Origin of the sequence: Termitidicoccus mucosus (assembly GCF_038725785.1) — a bacterium.
In the GTDB taxonomy this organism is placed as follows: Bacteria; Verrucomicrobiota; Verrucomicrobiia; order Opitutales; family Opitutaceae; genus Termitidicoccus; species Termitidicoccus mucosus.
The window spans coordinates 1445033-1470860 of sequence record NZ_CP109796.1 but is presented as its reverse complement, the minus strand read 5'-3'; the positions used below and the strand labels follow the sequence as shown (position 1 = coordinate 1470860).

General features: G+C 64.8%; 20 protein-coding genes. 4 read left to right on the top strand and 16 right to left on the bottom strand.

What is annotated here, in order from left to right:
* Positions 1-98: 98 nt before the first annotated feature.
* The gene (gene dtd / locus OH491_RS04865) at positions 99-551 is read right to left on the bottom strand and encodes a D-aminoacyl-tRNA deacylase (protein WP_342750878.1); all 453 of its coding nucleotides are present in this window, start codon (positions 549-551) and stop codon (positions 99-101) included.
* Positions 552-790: 239 nt separating this feature from the next.
* Between dtd and OH491_RS04860 the strand changes: the two genes are divergently transcribed.
* Positions 791-1462 (top strand): hypothetical protein, encoded by a 672-nt coding sequence (locus OH491_RS04860; protein WP_145928597.1) that lies wholly within the window; start codon positions 791-793, stop codon positions 1460-1462.
* 292 nt (positions 1463-1754) lie between these two features.
* On the opposite strand, the gene ligA is transcribed toward OH491_RS04860, so the two are convergent.
* The 12 genes from ligA to OH491_RS04800 form a co-directional block, all read right to left on the bottom strand.
* Entirely contained in the window at positions 1755-3818 is a 2064-nt protein-coding gene (gene ligA, locus OH491_RS04855; protein ID WP_068769080.1) for an NAD-dependent DNA ligase LigA, read from the bottom strand.
* Between the two features lie 136 nt (positions 3819-3954).
* Positions 3955-5628 (bottom strand): 30S ribosomal protein S1, encoded by a 1674-nt coding sequence (gene rpsA / locus OH491_RS04850; protein ID WP_334319082.1) that lies wholly within the window; start codon positions 5626-5628, stop codon positions 3955-3957.
* 362 nt (positions 5629-5990) lie between these two features.
* On the bottom strand, positions 5991-7040 hold the full coding sequence (gene cobT / locus OH491_RS04845; protein WP_068769082.1) for a nicotinate-nucleotide--dimethylbenzimidazole phosphoribosyltransferase: 1050 nt from the start codon (positions 7038-7040) through the stop codon (positions 5991-5993).
* A 115-nt stretch (positions 7041-7155) separates the two neighbouring features.
* Positions 7156-7695, bottom strand: coding sequence for a bifunctional adenosylcobinamide kinase/adenosylcobinamide-phosphate guanylyltransferase (locus OH491_RS04840; RefSeq protein WP_068769083.1), 540 nt, complete (start codon positions 7693-7695; stop codon positions 7156-7158).
* A gap of 69 nt (positions 7696-7764) precedes the next feature.
* Positions 7765-8751, bottom strand: coding sequence for an adenosylcobinamide-phosphate synthase CbiB (gene cbiB / locus OH491_RS04835; protein ID WP_084441875.1), 987 nt, complete (start codon positions 8749-8751; stop codon positions 7765-7767).
* A 38-nt stretch (positions 8752-8789) separates the two neighbouring features.
* Entirely contained in the window at positions 8790-9827 is a 1038-nt protein-coding gene (locus tag OH491_RS04830) for a pyridoxal phosphate-dependent aminotransferase (protein ID WP_068769084.1), read from the bottom strand.
* A gap of 158 nt (positions 9828-9985) precedes the next feature.
* Positions 9986-11440, bottom strand: coding sequence for a cobyric acid synthase (locus OH491_RS04825; protein ID WP_068769085.1), 1455 nt, complete (start codon positions 11438-11440; stop codon positions 9986-9988).
* Between the two features lie 113 nt (positions 11441-11553).
* Positions 11554-12180, bottom strand: a complete 627-nt coding sequence (gene cobO, locus OH491_RS04820; RefSeq protein ID WP_068769086.1) for a cob(I)yrinic acid a,c-diamide adenosyltransferase — start codon at positions 12178-12180, stop codon at positions 11554-11556.
* Between the two features lie 120 nt (positions 12181-12300).
* Positions 12301-13017, bottom strand: coding sequence for an ABC transporter ATP-binding protein (locus OH491_RS04815; protein WP_068769087.1), 717 nt, complete (start codon positions 13015-13017; stop codon positions 12301-12303).
* 115 nt (positions 13018-13132) lie between these two features.
* Positions 13133-14110 (bottom strand): FecCD family ABC transporter permease, encoded by a 978-nt coding sequence (locus OH491_RS04810; protein ID WP_068769088.1) that lies wholly within the window; start codon positions 14108-14110, stop codon positions 13133-13135.
* Positions 14111-14302: 192 nt separating this feature from the next.
* Positions 14303-15328 (bottom strand): ABC transporter substrate-binding protein, encoded by a 1026-nt coding sequence (locus OH491_RS04805; protein ID WP_068769089.1) that lies wholly within the window; start codon positions 15326-15328, stop codon positions 14303-14305.
* Entirely contained in the window at positions 15328-17259 is a 1932-nt protein-coding gene (locus tag OH491_RS04800) for a TonB-dependent receptor plug domain-containing protein (RefSeq protein ID WP_068769090.1), read from the bottom strand. The genes OH491_RS04805 and OH491_RS04800 overlap by 1 nt, the downstream gene beginning before the upstream one ends.
* A gap of 779 nt (positions 17260-18038) precedes the next feature.
* Between OH491_RS04800 and OH491_RS04795 the strand changes: the two genes are divergently transcribed.
* Positions 18039-19184: a homocysteine S-methyltransferase family protein gene (locus OH491_RS04795; protein ID WP_068769091.1), complete on the top strand. Its 1146-nt coding sequence runs from the start codon at positions 18039-18041 to the stop codon at positions 19182-19184.
* A gap of 122 nt (positions 19185-19306) precedes the next feature.
* The gene (locus OH491_RS04790) at positions 19307-22990 is read left to right on the top strand and encodes a vitamin B12 dependent-methionine synthase activation domain-containing protein (protein WP_068769092.1); all 3684 of its coding nucleotides are present in this window, start codon (positions 19307-19309) and stop codon (positions 22988-22990) included.
* 88 nt (positions 22991-23078) lie between these two features.
* Here OH491_RS04790 and OH491_RS04785 read toward each other — a convergent pair whose 3' ends face one another.
* Positions 23079-23720, bottom strand: a complete 642-nt coding sequence (locus OH491_RS04785; RefSeq protein WP_068769093.1) for a flavodoxin family protein — start codon at positions 23718-23720, stop codon at positions 23079-23081.
* A 97-nt stretch (positions 23721-23817) separates the two neighbouring features.
* Between OH491_RS04785 and OH491_RS04780 the strand changes: the two genes are divergently transcribed.
* Positions 23818-24195 (top strand): metalloregulator ArsR/SmtB family transcription factor, encoded by a 378-nt coding sequence (locus OH491_RS04780; protein ID WP_084442051.1) that lies wholly within the window; start codon positions 23818-23820, stop codon positions 24193-24195.
* A gap of 365 nt (positions 24196-24560) precedes the next feature.
* Here the strand turns inward: OH491_RS04780 and OH491_RS04775 are convergent, their stop codons facing one another.
* Together OH491_RS04775 and OH491_RS04770 are read right to left on the bottom strand one after the other, a co-directional pair.
* Positions 24561-24941, bottom strand: coding sequence for an ExbD/TolR family protein (locus OH491_RS04775; RefSeq protein WP_068769094.1), 381 nt, complete (start codon positions 24939-24941; stop codon positions 24561-24563).
* A 101-nt stretch (positions 24942-25042) separates the two neighbouring features.
* Positions 25043-25726 carry a MotA/TolQ/ExbB proton channel family protein gene (locus OH491_RS04770; protein WP_068769095.1) on the bottom strand — a complete coding sequence of 228 codons (684 nt, stop codon included), beginning with the start codon at positions 25724-25726 and terminating at the stop codon, positions 25043-25045.
* Positions 25727-25828: the final 102 nt, after the last annotated feature.

Sequence of the window (25828 nt, the reverse complement as noted above, 5' to 3'; positions counted from 1 at the left end):
AGGGTTTGGCCCCGCCGGGCGCCGGAAACAGGATTCGTTATATGACGGGGCCGGGGACGCGAGGTTGCATGAATTTTGCAGGCGAAACGCGGGGCGCGCTATTCGCGATCGCGGGTGTCGATGACGATGGTGACGGGGCCGTCGTTGACGAGCGCGACCTGCATCATCGCGCCGAATTCGCCGCTGGAGACAGGGCGGGCGAGGGCGGCTTCCATTTGCACAAGAAACTGTTCGTAAAGGGGCAGGGCGGCGGCGGGTTTGGCAGCGGCGTGGAACGAGGGGCGGGCGCCCTTGCGCGTGCTGGCAATGAGCGTGAACTGGCTGATGACGAGCACGCCCCCGCCGATGTCGCGCACGGAGCGGTTCATCTGGCCGGCATCGTCGGGGAAGAGGCGCATCGCCGCGATTTTCCCGGCAAGCCAGCGGCCGTCCTCGGCGGTGTCGCCCTCGGCGATGCCGATGAGGACGAGCAGGCCTTGGTTGATGGAGCCGCGCACCACATCATCGATGGTGACGCTGGCGGAGGTGACGCGCTGGATGACCGCTTTCATGGCGGACAGTCCAACCTATTGGGTTCCAAATCCCAGAAAAAACCGCGATTGGGTTGAGTGGCACGGGCGGGACGCCCGTGGGTTGGTGGCGCACAAATCCGTGCGAGCCGCCAAACCGCATGGGCGGGGTCGCCCATGCCACGCAAACCCACGGGCGGGACGCCCGTGCCACCCAAACCAATCGCGGAATCCGCAAACAATCCTCGCCCCCGCCTGTCCTTTCCAGTTCAACAAGCCGCATGTCCCAGCCGTCGCCCAAGCCTTGGTCCATGAAATGGATCGTGCTCTTCATTGTCGTCGCCCTGCCTCTCTACACGCTCGTCACGCTCCGTTACCGCAAGCCCCCCGGCCAGTCGCACCAGCCTTATCAGGAAGCGCGCGAACGCGCCGGCGTCGCGCGCGTCGAGGCTGCCGGCTACACCCGCATCGAGGCCTCGGCCATTCGTCCCGCCGACATCGGCCTCACCCGCAGCGGGCTCGACACCCCGTCCGCCGTCGTGCGCAAGATTCCCGGCGGCCTTCCGGGGGAGTTGGCGGAGAGTTTTGCCAGGTTTGCCGAAATCGCGCCCAAGCTGCCCGATTCCCTCGGCGAGGTCACCGCGCCCGCCGTGCTCACGCCGCCCTATCCCTACCAGATTCTCTACACCTGCCGCCTGCCCACCCAGTCCGACTTGCTCGGCGACATCCGCGTTTATATCAAGGACGACCGGATCGCCATCATCACCGACCACGATCCCATTCCCCGCGAACTCCTCTCGCGCAGCCGCGATGCCACCGTGTTTCTGTCCATCGAGGCATCGGCCTTCACCCCCGGCCGCACCTACGAAATCACCCTCGTCGGCGCGCAAACCTCCAAGTCATGGACGATGTCGGTCGCCGCGCCTCCGAGTCCCGTGACTCCGGCTTTCTGATATCGTCCTTCCAAAAACCATTTCAAGTATCGCCGGGAATATAACCCAATAGGTTGCATTCCGGCTTGGGAATGCGGCGGATTGAACTGGCGGGATTGTCCAAGAAGTAATGGTGGAGCGGCGACGTCCCGCCGCCGGACGCGCGCCAGCGCGCCCCCTGAATCGTCCGGCCCTCGTTTGGCGGGCCTGCCTGCCCGTCCGGCGACGGGACGTCGCCGCTCCTTTCACGGGTTCAAGACCTCTGGAGCCATCCCGAAGGAGCACTACGCAATCCTGTTGCCCGTTCCTTTTCCTATCCTGCGAGCATGCGCAGGAACGCGGCCTCGTCGATGACGGGCACGCCGAGCGATTCGGCCTTGGCCAGTTTAGAGCCGGCTTCCGCGCCCGCAAGGACGTAGCTGGTTTTCTTGCTCACGCTGCCGCTGACTTTGCCGCCGGCGGCTTCGATTTTGGCCGCGGCCTCGTCACGCGTCATGCCCGGAAGCGTGCCGGTGAGGACGAAGGTTTTCCCGGCCAGAAGCAGGCTCGCGGGCTCGGTCGATTTCTCGGGGGGCGGCGCCGGGCTGACGCCGAGCGCGGCGAGTTCGGTGATGACAGCGCGGTTGCGCGGATCGTTGAAATGCTCGATGAGGGCGAGCGCCATCGTCTCGCCGATGCCTTCGATGACGGATTTCTTGTCGGCAATGAAGTCCTCGTATCTGGCGTCGGCGAGCGCCTCGAGGGAGCGGAATTTCTGCGCGAGGTCCTTGGCCGACGCCGCGCCGACATGCGTGATGCCAAGGCCGTGGATGAAGCGCCAGAGCTCGGCGGCCTTGCTCGCCTCGATGGCGGCGAGGAGGTTGTCGGTGGATTTCTCCACGCTTTTGCCGAGGGTGAGAAGGTCCTCGCGGCGGAGGCGGTAGATGTCGGGTATGCCGCGCAGCCAGCCGCGCTCGACGAGCGTATCCACCATGGCGATACCGAGGCCGTCGATGTCCACGCAGGCCTTGGAGGCGAAATGCTGCGCGCGGCGGCGGATTTGCACGGGACAGTCGTAATTGGGGCAGCGAAGCGCGACCTCGCCCTCGATTTGCACGACGGGGGTCGAGCAGACCGGGCATGCGGCGGGAAAGACGTAGGGCACGCAGGCGGGCGCGCGCCGGGAGAGGTTCACCGCGACGACGGCCGGGATGATTTCGCCGGCCTTCTCGACGTAAACGTAATCGCCGACGCGGATGTCCTTGCGGGCGAGTTCATCGCGGTTGTGCAGCGTGGCGCGGGACACGGTGGAGCCGGAAAGGTGCACCGGCTCCAGTTCGGCGACCGGCGTGAGGACGCCGGTGCGGCCGACCTGGATGGTGATGGCGCGCAGGAGCGTCTCGGCGCGCTCGGCGGCGAATTTGTAGGCCATGGCCCAGCGCGGGGCCTTCGAGGTCGCGCCGGCCTCGCGCTGGAGCGGCAATGAATCGAGTTTTACGACCGCGCCGTCGGTGGCGTAGGAGAAGGCGTCGCGGAGCCGGTCGAGTTCCTGCACGGCGGCCCACACTTCATCGGGGCCGCGCGCGATCCAGTATTTTTCGACCGCGGGCAGCCCCCAGGCGCGGACGAGTTCGTGCCATGCGGATTGGGTGGCGGGCAGCGCGGAGGCGGGCTCGCAATAGCCGAGACCGTAAAGGACGATTTCGAGACGGCGCTGCGCGACCTCGCGCGAATCGAGCTGCTTGACCGTGCCGGCGGCGAGATTCCGGGGATTGGCGTAGAGCGGCTCGGCGGCTTCTTCGCGGAGTTTGTTGATGCGCTCAAACTCGGCGAGCGTCATGAAAATCTCGCCCCGGATTTCCACGATGTCCGGCAGCGGAGCGCCGCCGGGAACGGGGTGCAGCTTGCGCGGAAGCGCGCGGATGGTGAGAGCGTTGGCGGTGATGTCGTCGCCCTCGATGCCGTTGCCGCGGGTGACGGCGCGGACGAGCTTGCCGTGTTCGTAGGTGACGCTGACGGCGAGGCCGTCGATTTTCGGCTCGACGACGTAGGTGAGTTCCTCGCGATCGAGAAGCTTGGCGAGGCGTTCGTGAAACTCGCGGAGCTCGTCGGGCGAATAGGTGTTGTCGAGGCTCATCATGCGCTGGCGGTGGCGGTAGGTCGCGAAGCCCTCGGTGCGGTCGTCGCCGACGCGCGCGGTGGGGGATTCTCCGTCGAGCGCGGAGGCGGCGACGGCGAGTTCCGGAAAGCGGGTCTCGAGGTCGGCGAGTTCGCGCTTGAGGCGGTCATATTCGCTGTCGCTGATCTCGGGCTCGGCGCGACGGTAATAGAGCTCGTCGTGGCGGGCGATGGTGGCGCGGAGTTCGGCGAGGCGGGACTGGGCGGCGTCGGGTGTCATTTCCAAGGCGGAATGTTAGAATGCTAGACAGATTCGCAGCCGGGCGTGAAGCGCGGAGCGTGGAGGATGGACCAAAAAAAACGCCCGGCCGTTTCGGGCCGGGCGTTTCGCGTTGAGTGTGTTTGCGGCGCGAGCCTTAGTCCTTCTTGTCGGAGGCGGCGTCGAGGATGTCGCCGAGGTTCATCATGTCGCCGCTGCTGTCGCGGTTGAGCGCCTCGTAGGTGGCGGTCTCGGCGGCGAGCTGGTCGGCGCTGTAGTGGGCGGCCTTGATCGAGAGGCCGAGGCGGCGCTCGTCGCGGTCGATCTTGATGACGCGGGCGGTGACTTCCTGGCCGGGCTTGAGCACGTCCTTGATCTTTTCGATGCGCTCCTCGCTGATCTGCGAGATGTGCACGAGGCCGTCGATGCCGTCCTTGAGCTCCACGAAGGCGCCGAAGGAGGTGATCTTCGAGACGGTGCCGGTGACGACGTCGCCGATCTTGAAGTGCGCGTCGATGTCGGCCCAGGGATCGGTGGTGAGCTGCTTCATGCCGAGGCTGATGCGCTGCTGGCTGGAGTCCACGTCGAGCACGGTCGCGTCCACCTCGTCGCCCTTCTTGAGGACTTCGGAGGGGTGGTTGACCTTGCGGGTCCAGCTCATGTCGGAGACGTGCACCATGCCGTCGATGCCTTCCTCGAGCTCGATGAAGGCGCCGTAGGTGGTCATGTTGCGCACCTTGCCGCGGACGCGGGCGCCGATCGGGTAGTTGTGGCGGACCATGTCCCACGGGTTGGATTCGAGCTGGCGGAGGCCGAGGGAGATTTTCTGCTCCTCCTTCTGGATGCCGAGCACCACCGCGTCGAGTTCCTGGCCGACCTTGAGCATTTCGGAGGGCTTGGTGATGCGCTTGGTCCAGGACATCTCGGTGATGTGGACGAGGCCCTCGACGCCGGGCTCGATCTCGATGAACGCGCCGTAGGGGACGAGGTTGACGACCTTGCCGTGCACTTTCGCGCCGACGGGGAATTTGTGCTCGATGTCATCCCACGGGTTTTTCGTGGTCTGCTTGAGGCCGAGGGAAACGCGTTCCTTCTCGCGGTTGACCTCGATGATCATGACGTCGATTTCCTCGCCCTGCTTGAGCATTTCGCTCGGGTGGGTGATGCGGCCCCAGCTCATGTCGGTGATGTGGAGCAGGCCGTCCATGCCGTCGAGGTCGATGAAGGCGCCGAAGTCGGTGATGTTCTTCACGACGCCCTTGCGGATCTGGCCGGGCTCGATGGATTCGAGGAGGGCGCGGCGCTTGGCGGTGCGTTGTTCCTCGATGAGTTCGCGGCGCGAGAGGACGATGTTTTTGCGGTCGAGGTTGATCTTGATGACCTTGAAGTCGTAGGTCTGGCCCACGTATTGGTCGAGGTTCTTCGGGGGCTGCACGTCGATGTGCGAGGCGGGCAGGAAGGAATCGACGCCGATGGAGACGATGAGGCCGCCCTTGACCTTGGCGCGGACGCGTCCGGCGGCAACGGAGCCTTCGGGGAATTTGGTGAGGATGTTGTCCCAGTTTTTCTTCTGCTCGGCCTTGTCGAAGGAGAGGACGGGGTTGCCGTTCTTGTCTTCGAGTTTTTCGAGGAAAACGTCGATTTGGGAGCCGATCTGGAGCTCGCCGAGATCGATGAACTCGCCCGCGGGGATGATGCCTTCGGATTTGCCGCCGATGTCGACGACGACTTCGTTCTGGCGGATTTCGGTGATGGTGCCCGGGACGATTTGCCCTTCCTTGAGCTTGTCGAAGGAGGACTGCGCGAGCAGTTCTTGCATTACTGAACTCATGTGACGAATGCGAGGGCACCGCCGCCTTGCCCCGGAGCGCCGGACCTTCGCAGGAGGCCTTTCGGCCGTTGGTTGAAGGTTGTTTTGACTAAAAACCGGCGGGAGCAATGCGGCGCGCCGGCTTGACCTGAGTGATTGCCGCAAGGGGCGAAACATCCTGCTTTGCGCACCCCGGGGCAAGCACGAATTTGCGGAGGATGCGTGGGTGTGAGCTGAAGTGGGGTGGGCGAATGACGCGAGGCATCGCTGGCACTTTTCCAAGAAATAAGTGAGCGCTTCGCGCGACAAGATGCCAACGGCAGGCAGGATACCTGCGCTGCGCATTGACGCATCCTGCCGGTCACGAAGGGTTTGCCCGGTCATCAGGTGTGGATTTTGTTCACGCTGGCGGTTTCGAAGGTGGCCATTTCCTGGAGGAACCGGGTCGCCGATAGCAGGAGCGGCCAGGCCAGCGCCGCGCCGGTGCCTTCGCCGAGCCGAAGGTCGAGGGCGAGGAGCGGCTGTCCGCCCAGGTGCTTCACCAGCGCGTCATGCGCGCCTTCGGCGGACGTGTGGGAAAAGACCGTGTAGTCGAGGACGGCGGGATTGAGGCGCGCGGCGACAAGGAGCGAGGCCGTGACGATAAAGCCGTCGTTGAGGACGACCATGCGGCGCGCGGCGGCCCCGAGCATCGCGCCGGTCATCATGGCCATTTCGGCTCCGCCAAAGGCGGCGAGGGCCGCGAGAGGCGTGGTCGCGCCGGGATGGCGGGCGAGGACGCGGGCGAGGATGTCGCGTTTGCGGGCGAGTCCGGCGGGGTCGTGGCCGGAGCCGCGCCCGGTCGTCGTTTCGATGGGCATGCCGGTGAGCGCGGTCATGAGGAGCGAGGCGGCGGAGGTGTTGCCGATGCCCATCTCGCCGAAAATGACGGCATTGCATCCCCCGGCGGCGAGATCGGCGGCGAGCTGGTCCCCGGCGGCGAGGCAGCGCGCGACTTCGTCCGGTGTCATGGCCGGGCCGTGGAGGGCGTTGCGCGTGCCGGACGGCATGATCTTGCGGTCGAGGAGCTGCGGGTGCGCGGGAAGGGGGCCGGCGACGGCGGCGTCGATCACACGAAGGTCGAGGCCGTGCTGGCGGGCGAAGACGTTGATGGCGGCGCCGCCGGCAAGGAAGTTGAGCACCATCTGGACGGTGACGGCCTTGGGAAAGGGGCTGACTCCTTCATCGGCGAGCCCGTGGTCGCCGGCGAAGACGAGCGAGGCGGGTCGCCGGAGCGCGGGCGCGAGGGTGTCCTGCATGAGGCCGAGGCGGAGCGCGAGGGTTTCGAGCTGGCCGAGCGAGCCGGGGGGCTTGGTTTTATTGTCGATGGCCGCGCGGAGGTCGGCCTCGAGATGATGGGCGAGGGACGGGATGGTCGGGATTTTGTAGGACATGATGGAGGAAAAGTGACAAGTAGCAAGTGGCAAGTATCAAGATTGTGGATACTGATTGTGATGGCGTTTGGGAGGAAAGAGAAAGAATAAAGAGGAAAGAAGAGTTGGCGGAGGGTTATTTCAGGCGGAGCGTTTGGCCGGCGACGCAGAGGTGGGCTTCGGTGGCGGCGGCGGCGGTGCGCTGGGCGAGGATGCCGACGAGATCGCGGAAGCGGCGGAGGACGGGATGCCCGGGGACGGGCGACCAGCCGATTTCATTGCTGACGATGACCGACGGGCAGGGGGCGGCGCGGAGATAGGCGAGGAGCCTGTCCCATTCCGCGATGAGGGCGTCGTCGGAGAGGTCGAGGCGGTCGGAAACCCAGAGCGTGAGGCAGTCGAGCAGAACGCCGGCGGGCGGCGGTTGGAGCGCGTCGAGGGCGGCGGGCAGGTCCCGGGGAGCCTCGAGCACGCGCCAAGCTGCGGGACGCTCGGCCCGGTGGCGGCGGATGCGTTCGGCCAGCTCGGGATCGGAGGGCGCGCCGTCCGGTCCGGCGACGGGAGGACGGCAGGTGGCGATGAAAACGGTGCCGGGGCCCCAGGCGGTGGCGAGTTCGACGGCGCGACGGCTTTTGCCGCTGCGCACGGGGCCAGTGAGAAAAACGAGGGAGGACATGACGGGGAAAAGTGACAAGTTATCAGTGGCAAGTATCAAGAAAATGGATATGCATCGCGAGGGGGCGTTTCAACAGAACGGCAGAGGGAGCAGGAGGCGGGCGGCGGCGGTCAGGAGGACCATGAGGGCGAGGGTGACGTGCGCGTGGCGGGCGGCGGTGTCGATTTCGGCGGGGCGGACGGCGCGGGGATTCCGGCCGATGAAGGGTTTTTCCACGAGTTCTCCGTCGTAATAATTCGGCCCGCCGAAACGAAGATCGAGGGCGCCGGCGAGGGCCGCCTCGGGGTAGCCGGCATTGGGACTGGCATGGGCGCGGCCGTAACGGGCGACGAAGCGGAGGGCGCGGGGGCTGCGCGCGGCGAGGGCGAGAAGGAGCGCGGTAAGGCGGGCGGGAAGGTAGTTGACAGCGTCATCGAGGCGGGCGGCGGTTTTGCCGAAGAACTCATGGCGGTCATCGTGATGGCCGATCATGGAGTCGAGGGTGTTGACCATTTTGCAGGCCATCATGGCGGGGACGCCGCCAAGGGCATACCAGAAAAGCGGGGCGACGACGCCGTCGGAGAGATTTTCGGCGAGGGTTTCCAGGGCGGCGGTGCGGATTTGCCGGGCGTCGAGGCGCGCGGTGTCGCGTCCGACGATGCGGGCGAGCTGTCGTCTGGCGGCGTCAAGGGTGCCGGGATCGTGATCGCGCGTCCCGTCGCCGAGCGCGCGAAAGACGGCGCGGCATTCGGCGATGAGGGTGCGGTGGGCCAAGGCGGTGAAGACGCCAAAGGCGGCAAGCGCGACGGCGGCGGCGGTGTGCGCGCGGGCGGCGAGGGCGAGGGCGGCGAGCCAGACGGTGTAAGTGACGGCGACGAGGAACAGGGTGAGCGCGGCGCCTTTGAAAAAACGGGCGCGGGACGAGCCGTGGTTGAGCTTGCGCTCGCCCCAGGCGATGGCGCGGCCGTATCCAACGATTGGATGAGGGAGCCAGCGGGGATCGCCGAGCGCGAGGTCGAGGGCGACGCCCAGGAGCAGGGCGGAAAGGCTGAAGGACTGGAGGGCGGAAAGGAGCATTTAATCGAGGCATCCGGCCGGCGTTTTCATGCCCATGATCAGCCGCGCCAGGTTTGGAGGGACTGTGCGAGGCGGTGGTTTTGCCACGGGGATTGAGGGGAGACGCGGATGTGGCGGGAGGTCAGGCCGCGGAAGTTGGCGGCGTCGCGGATGAGGATGCCGTGTTTCTCCACGAGATATTGCTTGAGCGCGGCCGAGGTGCCGCGGGCCAGCTCGACGAGGAAGAAGGTGGTCGCGGTGGGATGCGGCGTGAATCCTTCGAGGCCCGCGACGGCGCGGGAGAAGGCGCGGGTGTGCGCAAGCCAGGTTTCGAGCGGGGGCGCGAGGCGTGCGCGGTGTGCGAGGTAGTAGGCGGCGGCTTCGAGCGCGAGGGTGTTGACGGCCCAGGGCTGGAGGTGGCGGGCAAGCGCGGCAATGTTGGACGCGGAGGCGAAGACGTGGCCGATGCGCAGGCCGGGGATGCCGAGGGTTTTGGTGAGGGAGCGGATGAGGATGAGGTTTTCGCGGACGGCGGTGTCGGCGGGCAGGATGGGGGCGACCAAGCAGAAATCGGCGTAGGACTGGTCGATGACGAAAAGCGTGCGGGGGTGCGCGTCGATGAGGGCGAGGAGTTCGTCGCGGGACGCGGCCTCGCCGGTGGGGTTGTTGGGATTGCAGAGCCAGAGAAGGTCGGGGCGCGGCGCGGTGTCGAGGTGGCTGCCGGGATCGGCAAAAAAGCGGGCGCGGGCGGAGAAGGCGAGCTTGTGGTCGTGAAGGCGACAGGCGTCCTCGTATTCGGAAAAGGTGGGCGTGACGATGAGCGAGGCGCGGGCGCGGTGGGCTTGCGCGACGAGATAGATGGCGGCGGTGGCCCCGGCGGTGACGAGGACTTGCGCGGCGGAAACCTGATGGGTGGCGGCGAGTTGGCGGCGCACGGTGTCGGCGGCGGGCTCGGGATAGCGGGCAACGGCGGACAGGCGCGCGCGGAGATGGTCGATGAGTTCGACCGGCGGTCCGTCCGGCCGGATATTGGAGCTGAAATCGTCGCGGATGTGGTGGGTCTGGGAATGGGCGTCGTCGCCGTGGCCGTAAATCATGAGAATGCGCTGGAGAGAGGGACAGGAGGATGGGCGGGAAGGGCTGATGTTTTTCTTTCCTCTTTATTCTTTCTCTTTCCTCTTTCTCCCGTCACTCACGCCATTCCTTGCGGGAAGGAGAAAGAGGAAAGAGAAAGAATAAAGAGGAAAGAGGGGTGTCATAGGTCGAGGTAGCGTTTGATGGATGCAAGGTTCAGGTGGGATTCCAGATGCGCGGCCATCTGGCGGTAGATTTGCTGGCGTTGCTCGGCCCAGGGGACGAGATGCGGCATGTGCTCCGCGATATTGGCGGCGGCGGCGAGGAGACGGCGGGTCTCAGGGACCTCGAACCAGCCGTGCAGATAGGTGCCGATGACATTGCCCGAGCGGAGTCCCTCGGGACGGGAACCCTGTGCGTCCTCGATGAGGTGAAGGGCGGGGCAGGGCGCGGTCGGTTCGCTGCGGCCCATGTGGATTTCATAGGCGGTCCAGCGGCGGTCACCGCAGCGGGCGGTGACTTGGCGGACGGTCTTTTCGCGTTGGAAAACGGTCCGGTGCGGCAGAAGGCCGAGGCCGGACTCGTCGCCCGCGTCACCCGCCACGCCTTCCGGGTCGACGAGGCGCGCGCCGAGGATCTGGAAACCGCCGCAAATGCCGACGACCGGGACGCCGCGTTTCGCCGCGGCGACGATGGCGCCGGCGAGGCCGCATGCGCGAAGCCAGCGCAGGTCCGCGAGGGTGTTTTTGGAGCCGGGGATGACGATGGCGCGCGCGCCGGCGAGGGCTTCGGGCGCGGAGACCCAGCGCGTGCGGATGCCGGCGTCGCCCCACCACGGCTGGCAGTCGGTGAGGTTGGCGGCGCGGGGAAGCCGTATCCAGCAAATGGATGCGCCGGCGCCGCGGTCCTCGTCGGTGGCGGCGAGCCCGTCCTCCTCCTCGGGCTGGAGGTCGGGACGGAAGGGGAGCGTGCCGGCGATGTCGAGGCCGGGGGCGTGCGGGGCGAGCCATTCCTGCGGATGGGGGAACAGGGAAATGTCGCCGCGGAAGCGGTTGACGATGGCGCCGAGCGAGCGGGGGCGGTCCTCCGGCGGGAGGAGCGCCCAGGTGCCGGCGAGCTGGGCGTAGATGCCGCCGCGGTCGATGTCGCCCACGAGGAGAAAGCGTCCGTCGAGGTGGCGCATGGGGCGGAGGTTGACGAGGTCGCGCCCCATGAGATTGAGTTCGACGGGACTGCCCGCGCCTTCCTGCACGAGGACGTCGCAGCGGGAGCGCCAGCCGTCCAGCGCGGCCTTCACGATTTCCCAGAGGTGGTCGAAGTGGCGGTAATACTCGGCGGCGGCCTGGTGGCCTTGGGCGCGGCCCAGAAGGACGAGTTGGGATCCGCCGGGGCCGGAGGGTTTCAGGAGGATGGGGTTCATCCCGGCGTCCGGCATGAGGCCGCAGGCCTCGGCTTGGACGGCCTGGGCGCGGGCCATCTCGCCGCCGTCGAGCGTGGCCCAGGCGTTGTTGGACATGTTCTGCGCCTTGAAGGGGGCGACGCGCACGCCCTGGGCGCGCAGCCAGGCGCAGAAGGCGGTGGCGACCCAGGTTTTGCCGGCGTTGGAGGACGTGCCGAGGATGGAGAGGGAGCGCATGAAAATGTGGAATGCGGATTTCGGAATGCGGAATAAGGGAGGACGGACTACAGGATAAAAAGGCTTCGATACGGTGTCTTATTCCGCATTCCGAAATCCGCATTCCGCATTCGTCAGAACTCGATTCCCTGCTGGGCCTGGATGCCGGCGTTGAAGGGGTGCTTGATCTCGCGCATTTCGGTGACGAGGTCGGCGAGTTCGATGAGCTCGGGCGGGGCATTGCGGCCGGTGCAGACGACGTGGAGGTCGGGGCGCTTGGCGCGGAGCGCGGCGAGGACCTCGTCTTTCGGGAGGTAGCCGATGTCGAGGACGACGTTGAGTTCGTCGAGGTGGATGAAGCTGATTTCCGGGTCGGCGAAATAGCTCAGGGCAAGCCGCCAGCCTTCGCGGCAGAGGGCGATGTCGCTGTCGCGGTTCTGGGTGTCCCAGGTAAAGCCGCCGCCGGCGTGGTGCCAGTGGAGATTGGGGCTTTCGAGCAGGCGGGCGACGGCATCCTTGCCGGACTTGATGAACTGGATGACGGCGCATTTGCGTTTGTGCGCGAGCATGCGGGCGAGCATGCCGAAGGCGGCAGTGGTTTTGCCTTTGCCGTTGCCGGTGTGCACCATGACGAGGCCGCGCTTGTCCTTGGCGGATTGCACGGCGGCGCGGACCTGCGCCTGGACGGTTTGCATGTGCTCGCGGTGCTCGGCGTCGGTGCGGGCGGGAGAAGGAGAGGAAGGTTGCGGATGGTCGTTCATTCTGGAAGGCGTTGTTGATGTATTTGTATTGTGGATGCTGAATTTTCCGGGGGAGCGGCGGCGGAGGGAGAAAGAAGAAAGAGAAAGAGGAAAGAAGAAAGAGGGAGGAGAAAGACGAGGTCAGGGCAGGGCGAAGGAGAGGCTGGGGGTGATCTCGGAGCGGACACCGAAGACTTCGAGGAGGAGGTCGGGCGTGAGGACCTTGGAGGGGACGCCGGCGGCGCGCAGGCGGCCTTTGTGCAGGACGACGACGATGTCGAGGATGTAGGCCATGCGGAGGTCGTGCAGGGAAAAAAGGAGCGTGCCGCCCGCCCGGGTGTGCTTGTTGCCGAGGAGGAGGATCTCGAGCGCGTGGCGCGGGTCGAGCGCGGCGAGCGGTTCGTCCCAGAGCTGGAGCGGAGCCCCGGTGGCGATGGCGCGGGCGAGGAGGACGCGCTGGCGTTCGCCGCCGGAGAGATGATTGACGGGGCGGTCGGCAAGCGCGGTGAGATCGAGGCGGGCGAGAGCCTCGTCCACCCCCTGGTTGTCGTCGCCGTGCGCGTAGCGGCCCTGCGCGACGACGGAGCGGACGGTGAAGCCGAACTCGAAGCGCGCCTCCTGCGGCACCCAGGCGGTGCGCCGTCCGCGTTCGAGGATGGGAATGTGCGGGAGCTGCTGCCCGCCCCAGCGCACCTCCCCGCTGGCGGGGAGCAGTCCGGATGCGACCTGAAGCAGGGTGGACTTGCCCGAGCCGTTGGGGCCGACCAGTCCGGCCATCGTGCCGGAGCCCAGGCGCAGGCTCACATCGGTGAGACGGCCGGGCACGGAGGCGTTGATGATGTCGAGCACGTTGGTCATGAAATTTTCGATTTTTGATTTTCGATTTTCGATTGCGCGCTGCCGCGCGATTTCGCAATCGGGGCGATTGTTCCCCAATCGAAAATCGGGAATCGAAAATCGAAAATCACGGAGCTCATGTTTTTTTGCGAAGGAGCCAGAGGAAGAAGGGGCCGCCGACGAGCGAGGTGACGATGCCGATGCGAAGGCCGCCCGCCTCGCGGCCGACGAGGTCGCAGGCGACGACGAAGGCCGCGCCTCCGATGAGCGAAAGCGGCACGAGGCGGCGGTGTTCCGGGCCGACGAGCAGGCGCAGCAGATGCGGCACGATGAGGCCGACAAAGCCGACCGAGCCGGCGACCGCCGTGGCGAGCGCGGTGAGCACGGTGGACAGCACGAGCAGCCAGCGCCGCAACCGCCGCACGTCGACACCGAGGCTCTGGGCTTCGTCGGCGCCGAGGCTGAGCAAGTCCATCTGGCGGCCGAGAGGCCAGAGCAGCGCGGCGGCGACCACGATGGGGATGGCCATTTTCACGTGTTCCCACGTGCGGTCCTCGAGTCCGCCGAGCAGCCAGAAGAGAATCTGCGCGTTGCGCTCGTAGGTGAGGGTGGCGTTGGAGAGCACGTAGCTGGAGACGGCGCCGAGCATCGCATTGAGCGCGATGCCGGCGAGGAGAAGGCGCTCGGTGCCCGCGCCGCGCCGCGCGAGCGCGATGACCATGGCCGTGGCGACAAACGCGCCGGCGATCGACGCCACGGGGAGAAACAGGAGCGAATGCGCGGTGATGCCCGCGCCGATGACGACAACCGCGCCGGCCGTGCCTCCCGCGCTCACGCCGAGCAGCCCGGGACTGGCGAGGCTGTTGCGGAAATACGCCTGCATGACGAGGCCGCTGGAGGCGAGCGCCGCCCCGATGAGCATGGCGACGAGGAGGCGGGGCAGCCGCATGTTCCAGATCACCATGGCGGCGAGTTCGTCCTGATGCAGCACGCCGGCGAGGGTGCGCGCGGGCGAGAGGTTCATGTCGCCTATGCCGAGCGAGACAAACATCAACCCGACCAGCAGCAGAAGTGCGGCGGGAAGGGCGAAGCGGGTGGCGGAAGGAGAGGGCATGGCGGCGGTGATGGTCCGGAGTGTTCCTTGTTCCGTTATCTTTCTCTTTCCTCTTTAGCGTTCATCCCCGACCTTGGTGTCCGGTGTTTCGTGGCGAGAGAAAGAAGAAAGATAAAGAGGAAAGAGAAAGAGGTTTGCGGGCGGCTGCATCATTTTGGGTTGTTTCCCCGGCGCATGAAGCGGGTTTGTTGTTCATTCTGCATGGGCGAAGCGCTCGGGATGCAACTCGCGGGCCAGCCGTTCGTAGGCGGCGACGCGGTGGTGCGAGACGCAGCTTATCTGCCACGGCTCCAGCAAGGCCACGCGGCGTTCGCGGACGGCGGGCATGAACTGGTAGGGCGGGAGCTTCAGGAAGGGGGCGAGCGCGGCCTGCACGGGATCCTCGCCGTCGAGCGGGCGGACGCCGCTTTGGAGCGCCCCGGAGATGAGCACGACTTTGTCCACGGGCCAGGCGATCATTTTCTCGGACGGCGGCGGCGCATGCCCGCGCAGTCCGCCGAGCGTGGCGGCGAGGTTTTCGGCGGCGGCGTGGTCGCAGAGATCCTGAAAGGTGGTATCGCGGCCGGGAATCACCCCGTAGGTCGAGGGGGCGATGACGCGCACGGGCTTGGCGCCGGCCATTTTGGCGCGGAGCGCGGCGACGCGGGCTTCGCACCCGGCGATGAGACGCTCGGCCCGCCCGGCGGCCTCGGGGCCGAGTTCGGCGGCGATGAGGCGAAGGTTGCCGTAGGTGTCGTCGAGGGTGCGATAGTTTTTGATGATGACACTGCGCACGCCGGCGCGGTGGATTTGCTCGACGAGTTCGGTGCGGCTGTAGTCGGTGAAAAGGACGAGCGTGGGCGAAAACGAGAGGATGCTCTCGGCGGTGGCGTTCTTGTCGAGTTTGGGAAACGCGGCGGCCTGCGCGGCCACGGCGGAAAAATCGGACTCGGTCGCGAGGTGGCTGAGCGCGGCGATTTGCGACGGCGAGGCGACGGCGAGGAGCAGTTCGTCGTTGCCGACGGTCTGGGAGACGACGCGCATTTGCGGCGGGGCCGCGAATGCGCGAGGGCCGAAGGACTGAAGGGCTGAAAGGCCGAAGAGCAGAAAAACCAACAGCGCGCATGCGTATTTGTATTTAGGATACAAATACGCGCCAGATCCCGCTGACCGGGCGGCGGGAAGGTCGTCCCGACGGGGAGGCGGCGCGCGGCGCGCGCTGTTGGTTTTGCAGGACATCAGAATTTCCACTCGATGCCGGCAAACACGCCGATGGGCAAGCCAGGGTAGTCGGCGACGGTCTGATATTCTTTGTCGAAGAGATTTTCGACGCGGGCGCGCAGCGTGAGACCGGGTTTGACTTCATAGGCCGAATAGAGACGCGCGAGGGCATAGTCATGCATCTTCTGCCGATACTGGGTGAAGGAGGCATCGAAATATGTGTCGTCAGGACGGTCGGCGACCAAGGTTGCCCCGAGGCCGATGAGCCAGGCGGGAGTGGCTTGGAAATTGACATCGCCGACGAGGGCGTGACGCGGCTGGCGAATGAGGCGGGCGCCCGAGTCGTCGCGTGTATTCAAGTAGGTGTAGGCGGCGCGGACGCCGACTTTTTGATGCGGGCGGGCGGCAAGCGAAAGCTCCACGCCTTCCGCCGTGGCACCGGGAATATTGCGGTAACGGTATCCGCTCACGTTCCAGGCGGCATCGAACTTGTTCTCAAATTCATTCCGGAACCATGCGGCGCCGAGGGTGATGCGGTTCCCCCATAGGTCCTGTTCGACGCCGAAATCCCAGCCCTTGGATTGTTCGGGCTCGAGGCCGGGGCTCGGCTCATACCAGCCGCCGCCGAGAACGTAATTGGGCGAGGGGGCGTTGTAGCCGGTGCCATAATTGGCGCGCAGGGTGGTGGCGGTTTTTTCGATGCGGTAGGAAAGCCCGGTGCGCCATGTGACGTGTGCATCGAAGGTGTTGTAATCGTCGACGCGAACGCCTGCGGTGAGCGCGAGGTTTTTGACGGGAGTCGCGACGGCATTCAGGTAAGCGGAGCGCACGTCATCATCGAGGATAAGGCTGGCGTTGTCGTAGCGCGACCATTCGGCGTTGAGGCCGGCGACCAGTTGGAGTTGCTCAAGCGCCTGCCAGGTGTTTTGCCAGTCGATGACGTTGCGCCTGGCGGTCATGGTCGAGGGATAGGCTGTCTCATCCCAATCGTAGTCGCTGTCGACAAAGCCGTAAGTAAGGCGGAAAGCAAAGGCTTCAAGCGGGTGCCAGTCGGCATAGACAGTGATGAGGTCGAAACGCTGGACGGCGTGGCCGGCGGTGGAGGGATCGTGCAGGGTGCCGGGCTCGTCGTAGTCGTTGTTCATGGCACGGTAAGTGACGCCGGCGGCGAGCTTGGACGAGATGTCGCAGTCGAGACGCGAGGCAAAGGAGATTTGTTTGAAATCATTGTGCGAGCGGTCGTTTTGGGTGGAGAGCGCGGAGAGCGACATGCTGTAGTGGAGCGGGGCCGGACCCCAGCTGCCGGAGCGCGAACGCAGATCCGCGCTGCCGGAGACAGATGCCGCGCCACCGATAGTGCCAAACGAGCCGCCGTCCGCGCCCAGTGTGACGACGGGAGAGCCGTCACCGCGCACGGTCGCGAGCGAGACCACGCCGCCGATGGCCGAGCTGCCGTAGAGGATGCTTTGCGCGCCGCGCAAAACCTCCACGCGATCCAGCCCGGCGAGGCCGCCGGCGCCGAGTATGTTGGCATAGCGATTGGTGGGATCCTCGGAGTTGATGCGGATGCCGTCGATGAGGAACAGCGTGTGCGCCGCGCTCGCGCCGCGGATGCTGACGCTGGTCTGGCTGCCGAGGGCGCCGCCGGTTTCCACGACATTGACGCCGGGGGCGGTTTGCAGAGCCGCGCGCAAGTCGGTGATCTGCGCCCGGTTCATTTCCCGCAGTGAAATCACGGTCACGCTGCTGGGCGTGGTTTTCACGTCTTGTTGCGTGCGGGCCGCCGACACGACGTAGCGGTCGAGGCGGACCAGTTCTTCAGAGGACGGGCCGGCGGGCGAGGGTGCCTGCGCGGGCACGATGGCAGTGAGGGCGTTCGCGGCGAAGCCGGCGAGCGCGATGGCAAAGAGCCGTCCCGCGTGGCGGGGCAGCGAGTGTGACAGTGTCATGGATGGGTCAGTCTCTCTTGGGTTTTGGCAAGAGCAGGCCGGCCTCGTTGACGATGGGCGCGATCCGGAGGGATGGTTGTTTTTATATCCGTCCGGCAGACGCGCGTCGGGTTCGATGCGGTAGACTGCTCTCACGCTTCATTTTTGCGATGAAGTTTTCGCGAGCCGGCGCGCGCAAAAATTTCGCGCCGGACGCGTGAGCGTCTTGGGTCGGATGTTCGGACTCCGCATGTGTCGGGGCGCGGCTGTCGCCGCGCAAGTGGCAAGTGCCAAGTATCAAGTGGCAAGAGGACGGAGCTGGAACGCGGAAAGGCGTTCCCTCGTGTCTCTTGTTACTTGTGTTACTTGGCACTTGTCACTTGCGCGCGCGCAGCGCGCCTCTGCCTCGCCTCCACCTTCGCCGACCCGGGCGGGTCGACTGGATTTCCCTGTGCATTCGCAGCACAAGGCCGGAGGTCTGGACTGATGCGTTACCGCAGCGCAACTGTAGCCGGTTTTCACGGCTTTTCCCGTTGCCCAAGAAGGTGCAAAGAACAGCTAACAGCCGCGCACTTTGGGACAGCGGCTGACGGAAATGCAATGCGTTTTTAGCGTCTGATTCACAATGGACTGAAAATCAAATGGAAACAGTTGGGGTGAAATGTTGATCAATGGAATATCATCATATCATTATTTGATGATATGAATCTTGCCTTCGGCGGCATTTTCATTTTGTTGCCGGGTTTGTTTTCGCTTTGGATTCTCATTTTTCGCAGTCCGCACCACACGCAACTTCGCCCATGTCCGCCGCCATTTCTTTCCCGCCATCCGCCGAATCGCCGTCCTTTGCCGCGCTTCGCGAACTTTTCGCGCGGCGCATCGCCATCCTCGACGGCGCGATGGGCTCGATGGTGCAGACCTACAAACTCGCGGAGGCGGATTTCCGCGGCGGGGAGGGAGGGCGTTTCGCCGCCCACCCGCACGACCTTCAAGGCAACAACGACCTCCTCGGCATCACGCGGCCCGATGTCATCGAAGGCATCCACGCCGCGTATTTCGAGGCCGGGGCCGACATCGTGGAGACCAACACCTTTAACTCCACCGCCATTTCGCAGGCCGATTATCATCTGGAGTCGCTTGTGCCCGAGCTCAATGCCGCGGCCGCCGCCGTCGCCCGCCGCGCCGCCCGCGCGGCCGAAGCCGCCACGCCCGGACGCCGCTGTTTCGTGGCCGGCGCCATCGGCCCGCTCAACCGCACGCTTTCGATGTCGCCCGACGTCAACCGCCCCGACTACCGCGCCGTCACCTGGGCGCAAGTCGTCGCCGCCTATGCGCAGCAAATCCGCGCGCTCGTCGCGCCCGCTCCCGACACCGGCGGCGCGCCCGGCGTGGATGCGCTGCTGGTCGAGACCATTTTCGACACCCTCAACGCCAAGGCCGCGCTCTTCGCCATCGAAACGGTGTTCAGCGAACCCGATCCCGCGACCGGCGCGCCTCCTCCACCGCGCCTGCCCGTGATGATCAGCGTCACCATCACCGACGCATCAGGACGCACGCTTTCCGGACAGACACCCGAGGCCTTTTACAACAGCGTGCGGCACGTCCGCCCCTTCAGCGTGGGCATCAATTGCGCCCTCGGTGGCGCGGCCATGCGTCCGTTCATCGAGGAGCTTGCCCGCATCGCCGAATGCCCCGTCACCTGCTACCCGAACGCGGGGCTGCCCAATGCCTTCGGCGGCTACGATGAAACGCCGGCCGACATGGCGCGCGTCCTCCGTCAGTTTGCCGAAGCCGGCCTCGTCAACCTGGTCGGCGGCTGCTGCGGCTCCACGCCCGCGCACATCAAGGCCATCGCCGAAGCCGTTCGCGGACTTCCTCCGCGGGCGGTCCCGTCTCCGCACGCCGAACTCCGCCTCAGCGGCCTCGAACCGCTCACGCTCCCCTGAAAACAAACCAACCGCGAATGAATGTGAACAGACACGAATAAAAACACGCTGCGAATCCCTTGCCGTTATTCGCGCCGATTCGCGTTCATTCGCGATTAAAAACGCCACGCGCCTGACCACCCGTGACCGATACCAACCACACCTCCTCCACTGACGACTCCCCGGCGGTTTCCGCCGCCAGCGCCTTTCTCCTCATCGGCGAACGCACCAACATCACCGGCTCGCCCAAGTTCGCCAAGGCCGTCAAGGCCGGCGACTGGCCCGCCGCCATCGAGATCGCCCGCCAGCAAGTCGAAAACGGCGCCAACATCATCGACATCAACGTGGACGAAGCCCTCATCGACGGCGAGGCCACGATGGTCAAGTTCCTCAACCTCATCGCCGCCGAGCCCGACATCACCCGCGTCCCCGTGATGCTCGACTCCTCGAAATGGAGCGTCCTCGAAGCCGGACTCCAATGCCTCCAAGGCAAGGGCATCGTGAACTCCATCTCGCTCAAGGACGGCGAGGCCGAGTTTCTCCGCCGCGCCCGCCTCCTGCGCCGCTACGGGGCCGCCGCCGTCGTCATGGCCTTCGATGAAAACGGCCAGGCCGCCACCCGCGACGAAAAAGTCCGCATCTGCACCCGCGCCTACGAACTCCTCACCACGCGCGCCGATTTTCCGCCCGAGGACATCATTTTCGACCCCAACATCCTCACCGTCGCCACCGGCATCGAGGAGCACAACAACTACGCCGTCGATTTCTTCGAGGCCACGCGTGTCATCAAGAAGACGCTGCCGCGCGCCAAAGTCTCCGGCGGCGTTTCCAACGTCTCCTTTTCCTTTCGGGGCAACAACCCTGTCCGCGAAGCCATCCACACCGTTTTCCTGTATCACGCCATCCGCGCCGGCCTCGACATGGCCATCGTCAACGCCGGCATGCTCGGCAACTACGACGATCTCGAACCCGCCCTTCGCCGCCACGTCGAGGACGTGATTCTCAACCGCGACCCCGGCGCCACCGACCGCCTCATCGTCCTCGCCGATGAAATCAAGGCCGCTCGCGAAAACTCCAGACTCGAAACCCCGGACGCCAAACCCGCCGCCACCGCGGCGGCGGACGCATGGCGCGGCCTCCCCGTGGAGCAACGCCTCGCCCACGCCCTCGTCAAAGGCATCGACGCCCACATCGAAGCCGACACCGAGGAAGCGCGGTCTTCGGCCAGATATCCGCGCCCGCTCGACATCATCGAAGGCCCGCTCATGGACGGCATGCGCGTGGTCGGCGACCTCTTCGGCGCGGGCAAGATGTTTCTCCCCCAGGTCGTGAAAAGCGCCCGCGTCATGAAACGCTCCGTCGCCTACCTCACACCCTTCATGGAGGAGGAGAAAGAACGCGCCCGTGCCGCCGGGGAGAACACTCGCGCCCAGGGCCGCATCGTCCTCGCCACCGTCAAGGGCGACGTCCACGACATCGGCAAGAACATCGTCGGCGTCGTCCTCGCCTGCAACAACTACGAGGTCCACGACCTCGGCGTCATGGTCCCTTGCGACAAGATCCTCGCCGAGGCCCGCCGCCTCGGCGCCGACCTTGTCGGACTCTCCGGCCTCATCACCCCCTCGCTCGACGAGATGGTGCATGTCGCCCGCGAGATGAAGCGCGCCGGTTTCGACATTCCCCTGCTCATCGGCGGCGCGACCACCAGCGCCGCGCACACCGCGGTCAAGATCGCGCCCGAATACGCGCCCGGCGTGGTTCACGTCCTCGACGCCTCCCGCGTCGTCAACGTCGCCGGCTCGCTCCTCGCGCCCGGACAGAAAAGCGCCTACCTCGCCGAAATCACCGCGAAGCAGCAAAAACAGCGCGACGATTTCGCCGCCCGCCGCGCGAAAAAAACGCTCCTCCCGCTCGCCGAAGCCCGCGCCCGCGCCCTGCCGACCGACTGGGCCGCCGTGGACATCCCGCGTCCCGGGTTCCTCGGCACGCGCGTTTACGACGACATCACGCTCGACGAAATCATCCCTTTCATCGACTGGAGCCCTTTTTTCAGCGCGTGGGAACTTCACGGGCGATTCCCGCAAATCCTCACCGACGGCGTCGTCGGCGCCGAGGCGGCCAAACTCCACGACGACGCGCAAAAACTCCTTGCCCGCATCGCCGCCGAAAAACGCTTCCGCCCCCGCGCCGTCATCGGCTTCTGGCCCTGCAACGCCGACGGCGACGACATCGAGCTTTACGCGCCGCAAGCCGCCGCCAGCGAAACCGCCAACCGCCTCAACGTTGACCTCACGCGCGGCAAGCTCACCCCGCGCGAGCGCGCCCTCGAAGCCGCCTGCGCCCGCGCCCTCAACGCCCGCACCGACGCCGACCTCGACGCCCTCTACGACTCCATCCCCGACGCGCGTGGCGGCACCTATTACGGCACCGACATCGCCAAGCACATGTTCGCCGACGCCTATGCCTCGCGCGAAGCCAACATCTCCGCCGGCGCTCCCGCCCGCGCCTACATCCTCGACCGATTCCAGCGCGACATGGTCTCCGGCAAACATCCCGACAAGCCCGTCGTTATTTTCACTGCGGGCGGTCCAGGCAGCGGCAAAAGCGAAACCCTCGTCCAAGGGCTCGTGGATGTGCGAAACGCCCTCGTTTTCGACTCCACACTGACGAACATCGACATCGCCCGGGCACTCATTGAAGCCGCCCTCAACGGCGGCAAATTCGTGCAAATCGCCTACGTCCATCGCCCAATTGAGCTTGCCATGAAATTTGCCATCGAGCGCGCCTCCCTCAAGGGCATGTTCGTCGCGCCCGCCCGCCTTGGCGAAGACCATTGGAAAGCGCAAAATGCCCTTTTCGCCCTCGTAAATGAATACGCCGCCGAACCCGCGGTCGAATTCATCATATTCGACAACCGCGCGCGCAAAGAGGACATCATCCGCCTCGCGGCGGGAATTGACTTTTTTAACACCCCGGCCAACCTTGACGAAAGATATGCAAACCGAGAAGCCACAATCCAACGAGCCATCGAAGCCGACGCAGGTGAAATTGCGCGCCGGATGGACGCCCGAAATGCTGCAGCGCGGCAAGGAAGTCGCGGCGCAGGCACGGGCGGCGATAGAGGCTCACATGCGCAAGCAAATCCTCACTGGGCAAAACGGCCTTTGATTGGCGCAAACACGGATGGCCTGCCCATCCTGCCCGCTCCGCTCGCCCGCCTTCATCATCTCCGCCAGCAATTCGAGCGCCCCGAGGGGGAGCACAACCTCTGCCTTGCCGACTACATCGCGCCGCGCTCCAGCGGCCGCCTCGATTATATCGGAGGCTTCACCGTGACGGCGGGTGACGGCGTGGAAAAGCTCGCCGCCGAGTTCAAGCGCGCCGGCGACGACTACAACGCCATCATGACGCAGGCCCTTGGCGACCGCATCGCCGAGGCGCTCGCGGAAAAATTCCACAAGCACGCCCGCGACCTTTGCGGTTACGGGCGCACGGAAAACCTCAGCAACGAGGAACTCATCCGCGAACGCTATCGCGGCATTCGTCCCGCGCCCGGCTACCCCGCATGTCCCGACCACACGGAGAAACAGACGCTTTTCCGCCTCCTCGACACGACCGCCGCGACCGGCGTGCGCCTCACCGAAAGTTGCGCGATGACGCCCGGTTCATCCGTGAGCGGCTGGTATTTCAATCACCCGGCGGCGAAATATTTCGGCGTCGGCAAATTCGGCCGCGACCAAGTCGAGGACTATGCGAAGCGCAAACAAATCCCCCTCGCCGAAGCCGAACGCTGGCTCGGCCCGTGGCTGGATTATGACCCGGCATAGGATCGTTCGCCTGCTTGTGACACGGCGCTGCGAGGGGCGACCGTTGATGTTGTGGCCGGTCCGGTGGAAGTCTCGAAGGGCTCCGGTTTCATGCAACCAGTCTCGCCCCGAGTTCGAATGCCTGTCCGAGCTCTTTGGGGAATATTTCTTCGTGCCGTTTGAGCTTTCCAGGCACATCCCACACATCCATTTCGTAACGGCTGTAGTCGTTGACCTGTTTCGTATCGCAGCACAGGAAAACTTCGCAGGGGGCGAATAATTCTTCCATAATACCTTTCGCATTCGCGATCACGGCGGGCGTTCCATAGCCTGCCATTTCCTCTCTCTTCACATTCATCGTGTAGATAAGGGCGACGTTCTTCTTCCGCGGCGAGAGCGGCGGTTTTTTGTCAGTGTAAAGATGATACTGAAAGCAAAGCCGCTCCATGAATGCGCGCATCAGGCTGGTTTCTCCGCCATAATAAACCGGGGTTCCCAGCACCAGGACGTCGGCCTTGTGCGCTGTCTCCAGGACCCCGGTGAGCCCGTCGCGCATGGCGCAGCGGCCATAATATTTCCCTGCCGGGTCCTTGCAGGCGAAGCAGCTTGTGCACCCGCTGTATTTTTTATCCCGCAGGTGCACCAGTTCCGCGTTTGCGCCTTGCGATGCGGCTCCATTGACGACCTCGCCCAGCAAATGGGCGGTGTTCATATTTTTGCGGGGACTTCCGTTGATTGCCAATAATCTCATTTGGGAGAGTGATTAAAATTTAACAGTTCGAAAATAATCGAACCAATGGCGTCTTGCCTGGCAAGTTTCTTTTGCGTCTCTTGTCGGTGTCATGCGCATGCAATCATCGCTGGAGCCGAAGCCGGAGCAGTTCGTTATCACCGACGTGCTTTACGCGCTGAGTGACACATTGCGGCTGGCCATAGTGCGCCGTCTTGTCGAAACGGGCCCAAGCCCTTGTTCCGCTTGTTCCCTTGCCTCGGAGATTCCGAAATCGTCCCTTTCCCATCATCTTCAGGTGCTCAGAAAAGCCGGTTTGATTTCGACGCGGCGCCGAGGGAAAGAACTCATCAATTGCGTCCGGGTTGCGGATATCTCTGCTCGTTTTCCCGGTCTGCTTGGCGCGGTGCTCAGCACCGCCAGTCCTTCCGATGACGTTGAGCCGATGGCCAAATCCGCCGCTCGAAGGAGAGGGAAAAACAAAGCAGCCCGCTGAAACTTTTATACAAATGGCTCTGCTGGTCGGGCCGGCGGCGGTGGAGGCCCCCTTAGGGCTTGAAATTCATGACCACCCAAAACCCAGGGCGGCGCCCTGGGCTGTCATAGAACGCACCTTTGGCGTTCATTGAACAAAGAATGCTCCAGCTTAACAAAGTAGAACGAATACCAATTCCGAACGAAATTCACTCTTCTGGAGGGCCGAGCTCCTGCGAGGCCGTCGCGGTTATACGCGACGTTTTTCCGCGACGGCCTCGCAGGAGCTCGGCCCTCCAGCAAAAGGGTGATTTTCATTGGGAAATGGCATAATATGCCCGGCAACCATGACATGCATTCTTTGCCCAAAGGAGCATGGGGACGCCCTCAAGTCCCCGACTGCGTGTCGAAGGTGATTTTGCTCAGGTTGTTTTTTTTCAGCTCGTCCATCAGGGTGATGATTTTCTGATACTGGACGTTGCTGTCGGCACGGATGCGGATGACGGTGTCCCTCGGGTTCGCGCCGAGCGCGCGAAGGCGCAATTCGAGGTCGGCGAACCCCACGCGGATGTTGTCGATGTAGTAACTGCCGTCTGCCTTGATCGTGATGGCGACAAACTGGGTGTTTTTGTCGGGCTTGATTTGCGAGCTTTTGGATTCGACCGGGAGGTTTACCGGGATGGTCTGCTCCTGGTTGATGAGCGGGGTCGCAATCATGAAAATGATCAGCAGCGTGAACCCGAGGTCGATGAGATTGGTGAGATTCATCTCCGAGATCGGACTCGACTGGCGGTGTCGCCTGAAATTGCGGGTGCGGGCCAAGGGAGGGGAGTTTAAGCTGAAGGTTTAAGTGGCAAGCGTCGGCGCGCTCACTGCGATTCGAGCTCGATGCGGTCGGCGAGGGAACTGGCGTAGTTTTCGAGTTCGGTGATGAGGCGCTTGTTGCTCGCGAAAAGATAATTGTAGCCGAAGACCGACGGAATGGCGACGACCAGGCCGGCGATGGTGGTGAGGAGCGCGGCGGAAACGCCGGGGGCGAGGGTCTGGATGCTCGCGGTCTGCTGCACGGAAATCGCGCTGAACGCCTCCATGACGCCCCACACCGTCCCGAGCAGTCCCATGAAGGGGGCGCCGGAGACAATCGAGGCGAGGAAGACCATGCTGGATTCGTAGCGGAGAATCTGGCGGGCGAGGGCGCGCTGGAGGGCGTTCTCGGTGTGTTCGAGCCGGTATTGCGCGGTGTCGATGCCCTTTTGTTTTCCGATCTCGGCGGCGCGCCAATAGGCGTCGATGGCGTCGGCAAAAAGATCGCCGTAGGGGATGGAGCGCTTGTTGCGGTAGGATTCGGGCAGGTCGAGGAGCGTGCGCTGGTCGCGGAGGTGCTGCTCGAAGGCGAGGTTGAGCAGGCGGAGCTGCCGCAGGTCATTGCGTTTGCCGAACATCACGCCCCAGGCGATGATGCTGGAGACGGCAAGGCTGGTGGTGATGACCTGGCCGACGATGTCGCATCGAAGAAAGATTTCCCAAATATTGAAGGCGGCTAAAAAATGCATTGAGGTGGTGCGAAAATATCAGCGGAGAGAGTTGTGCGTTTTGGGCGCAACCTTCAACAGGAAAGGCGCGCGGGGTTGCGCGCGCCTCGGGAGGGGGCGGGA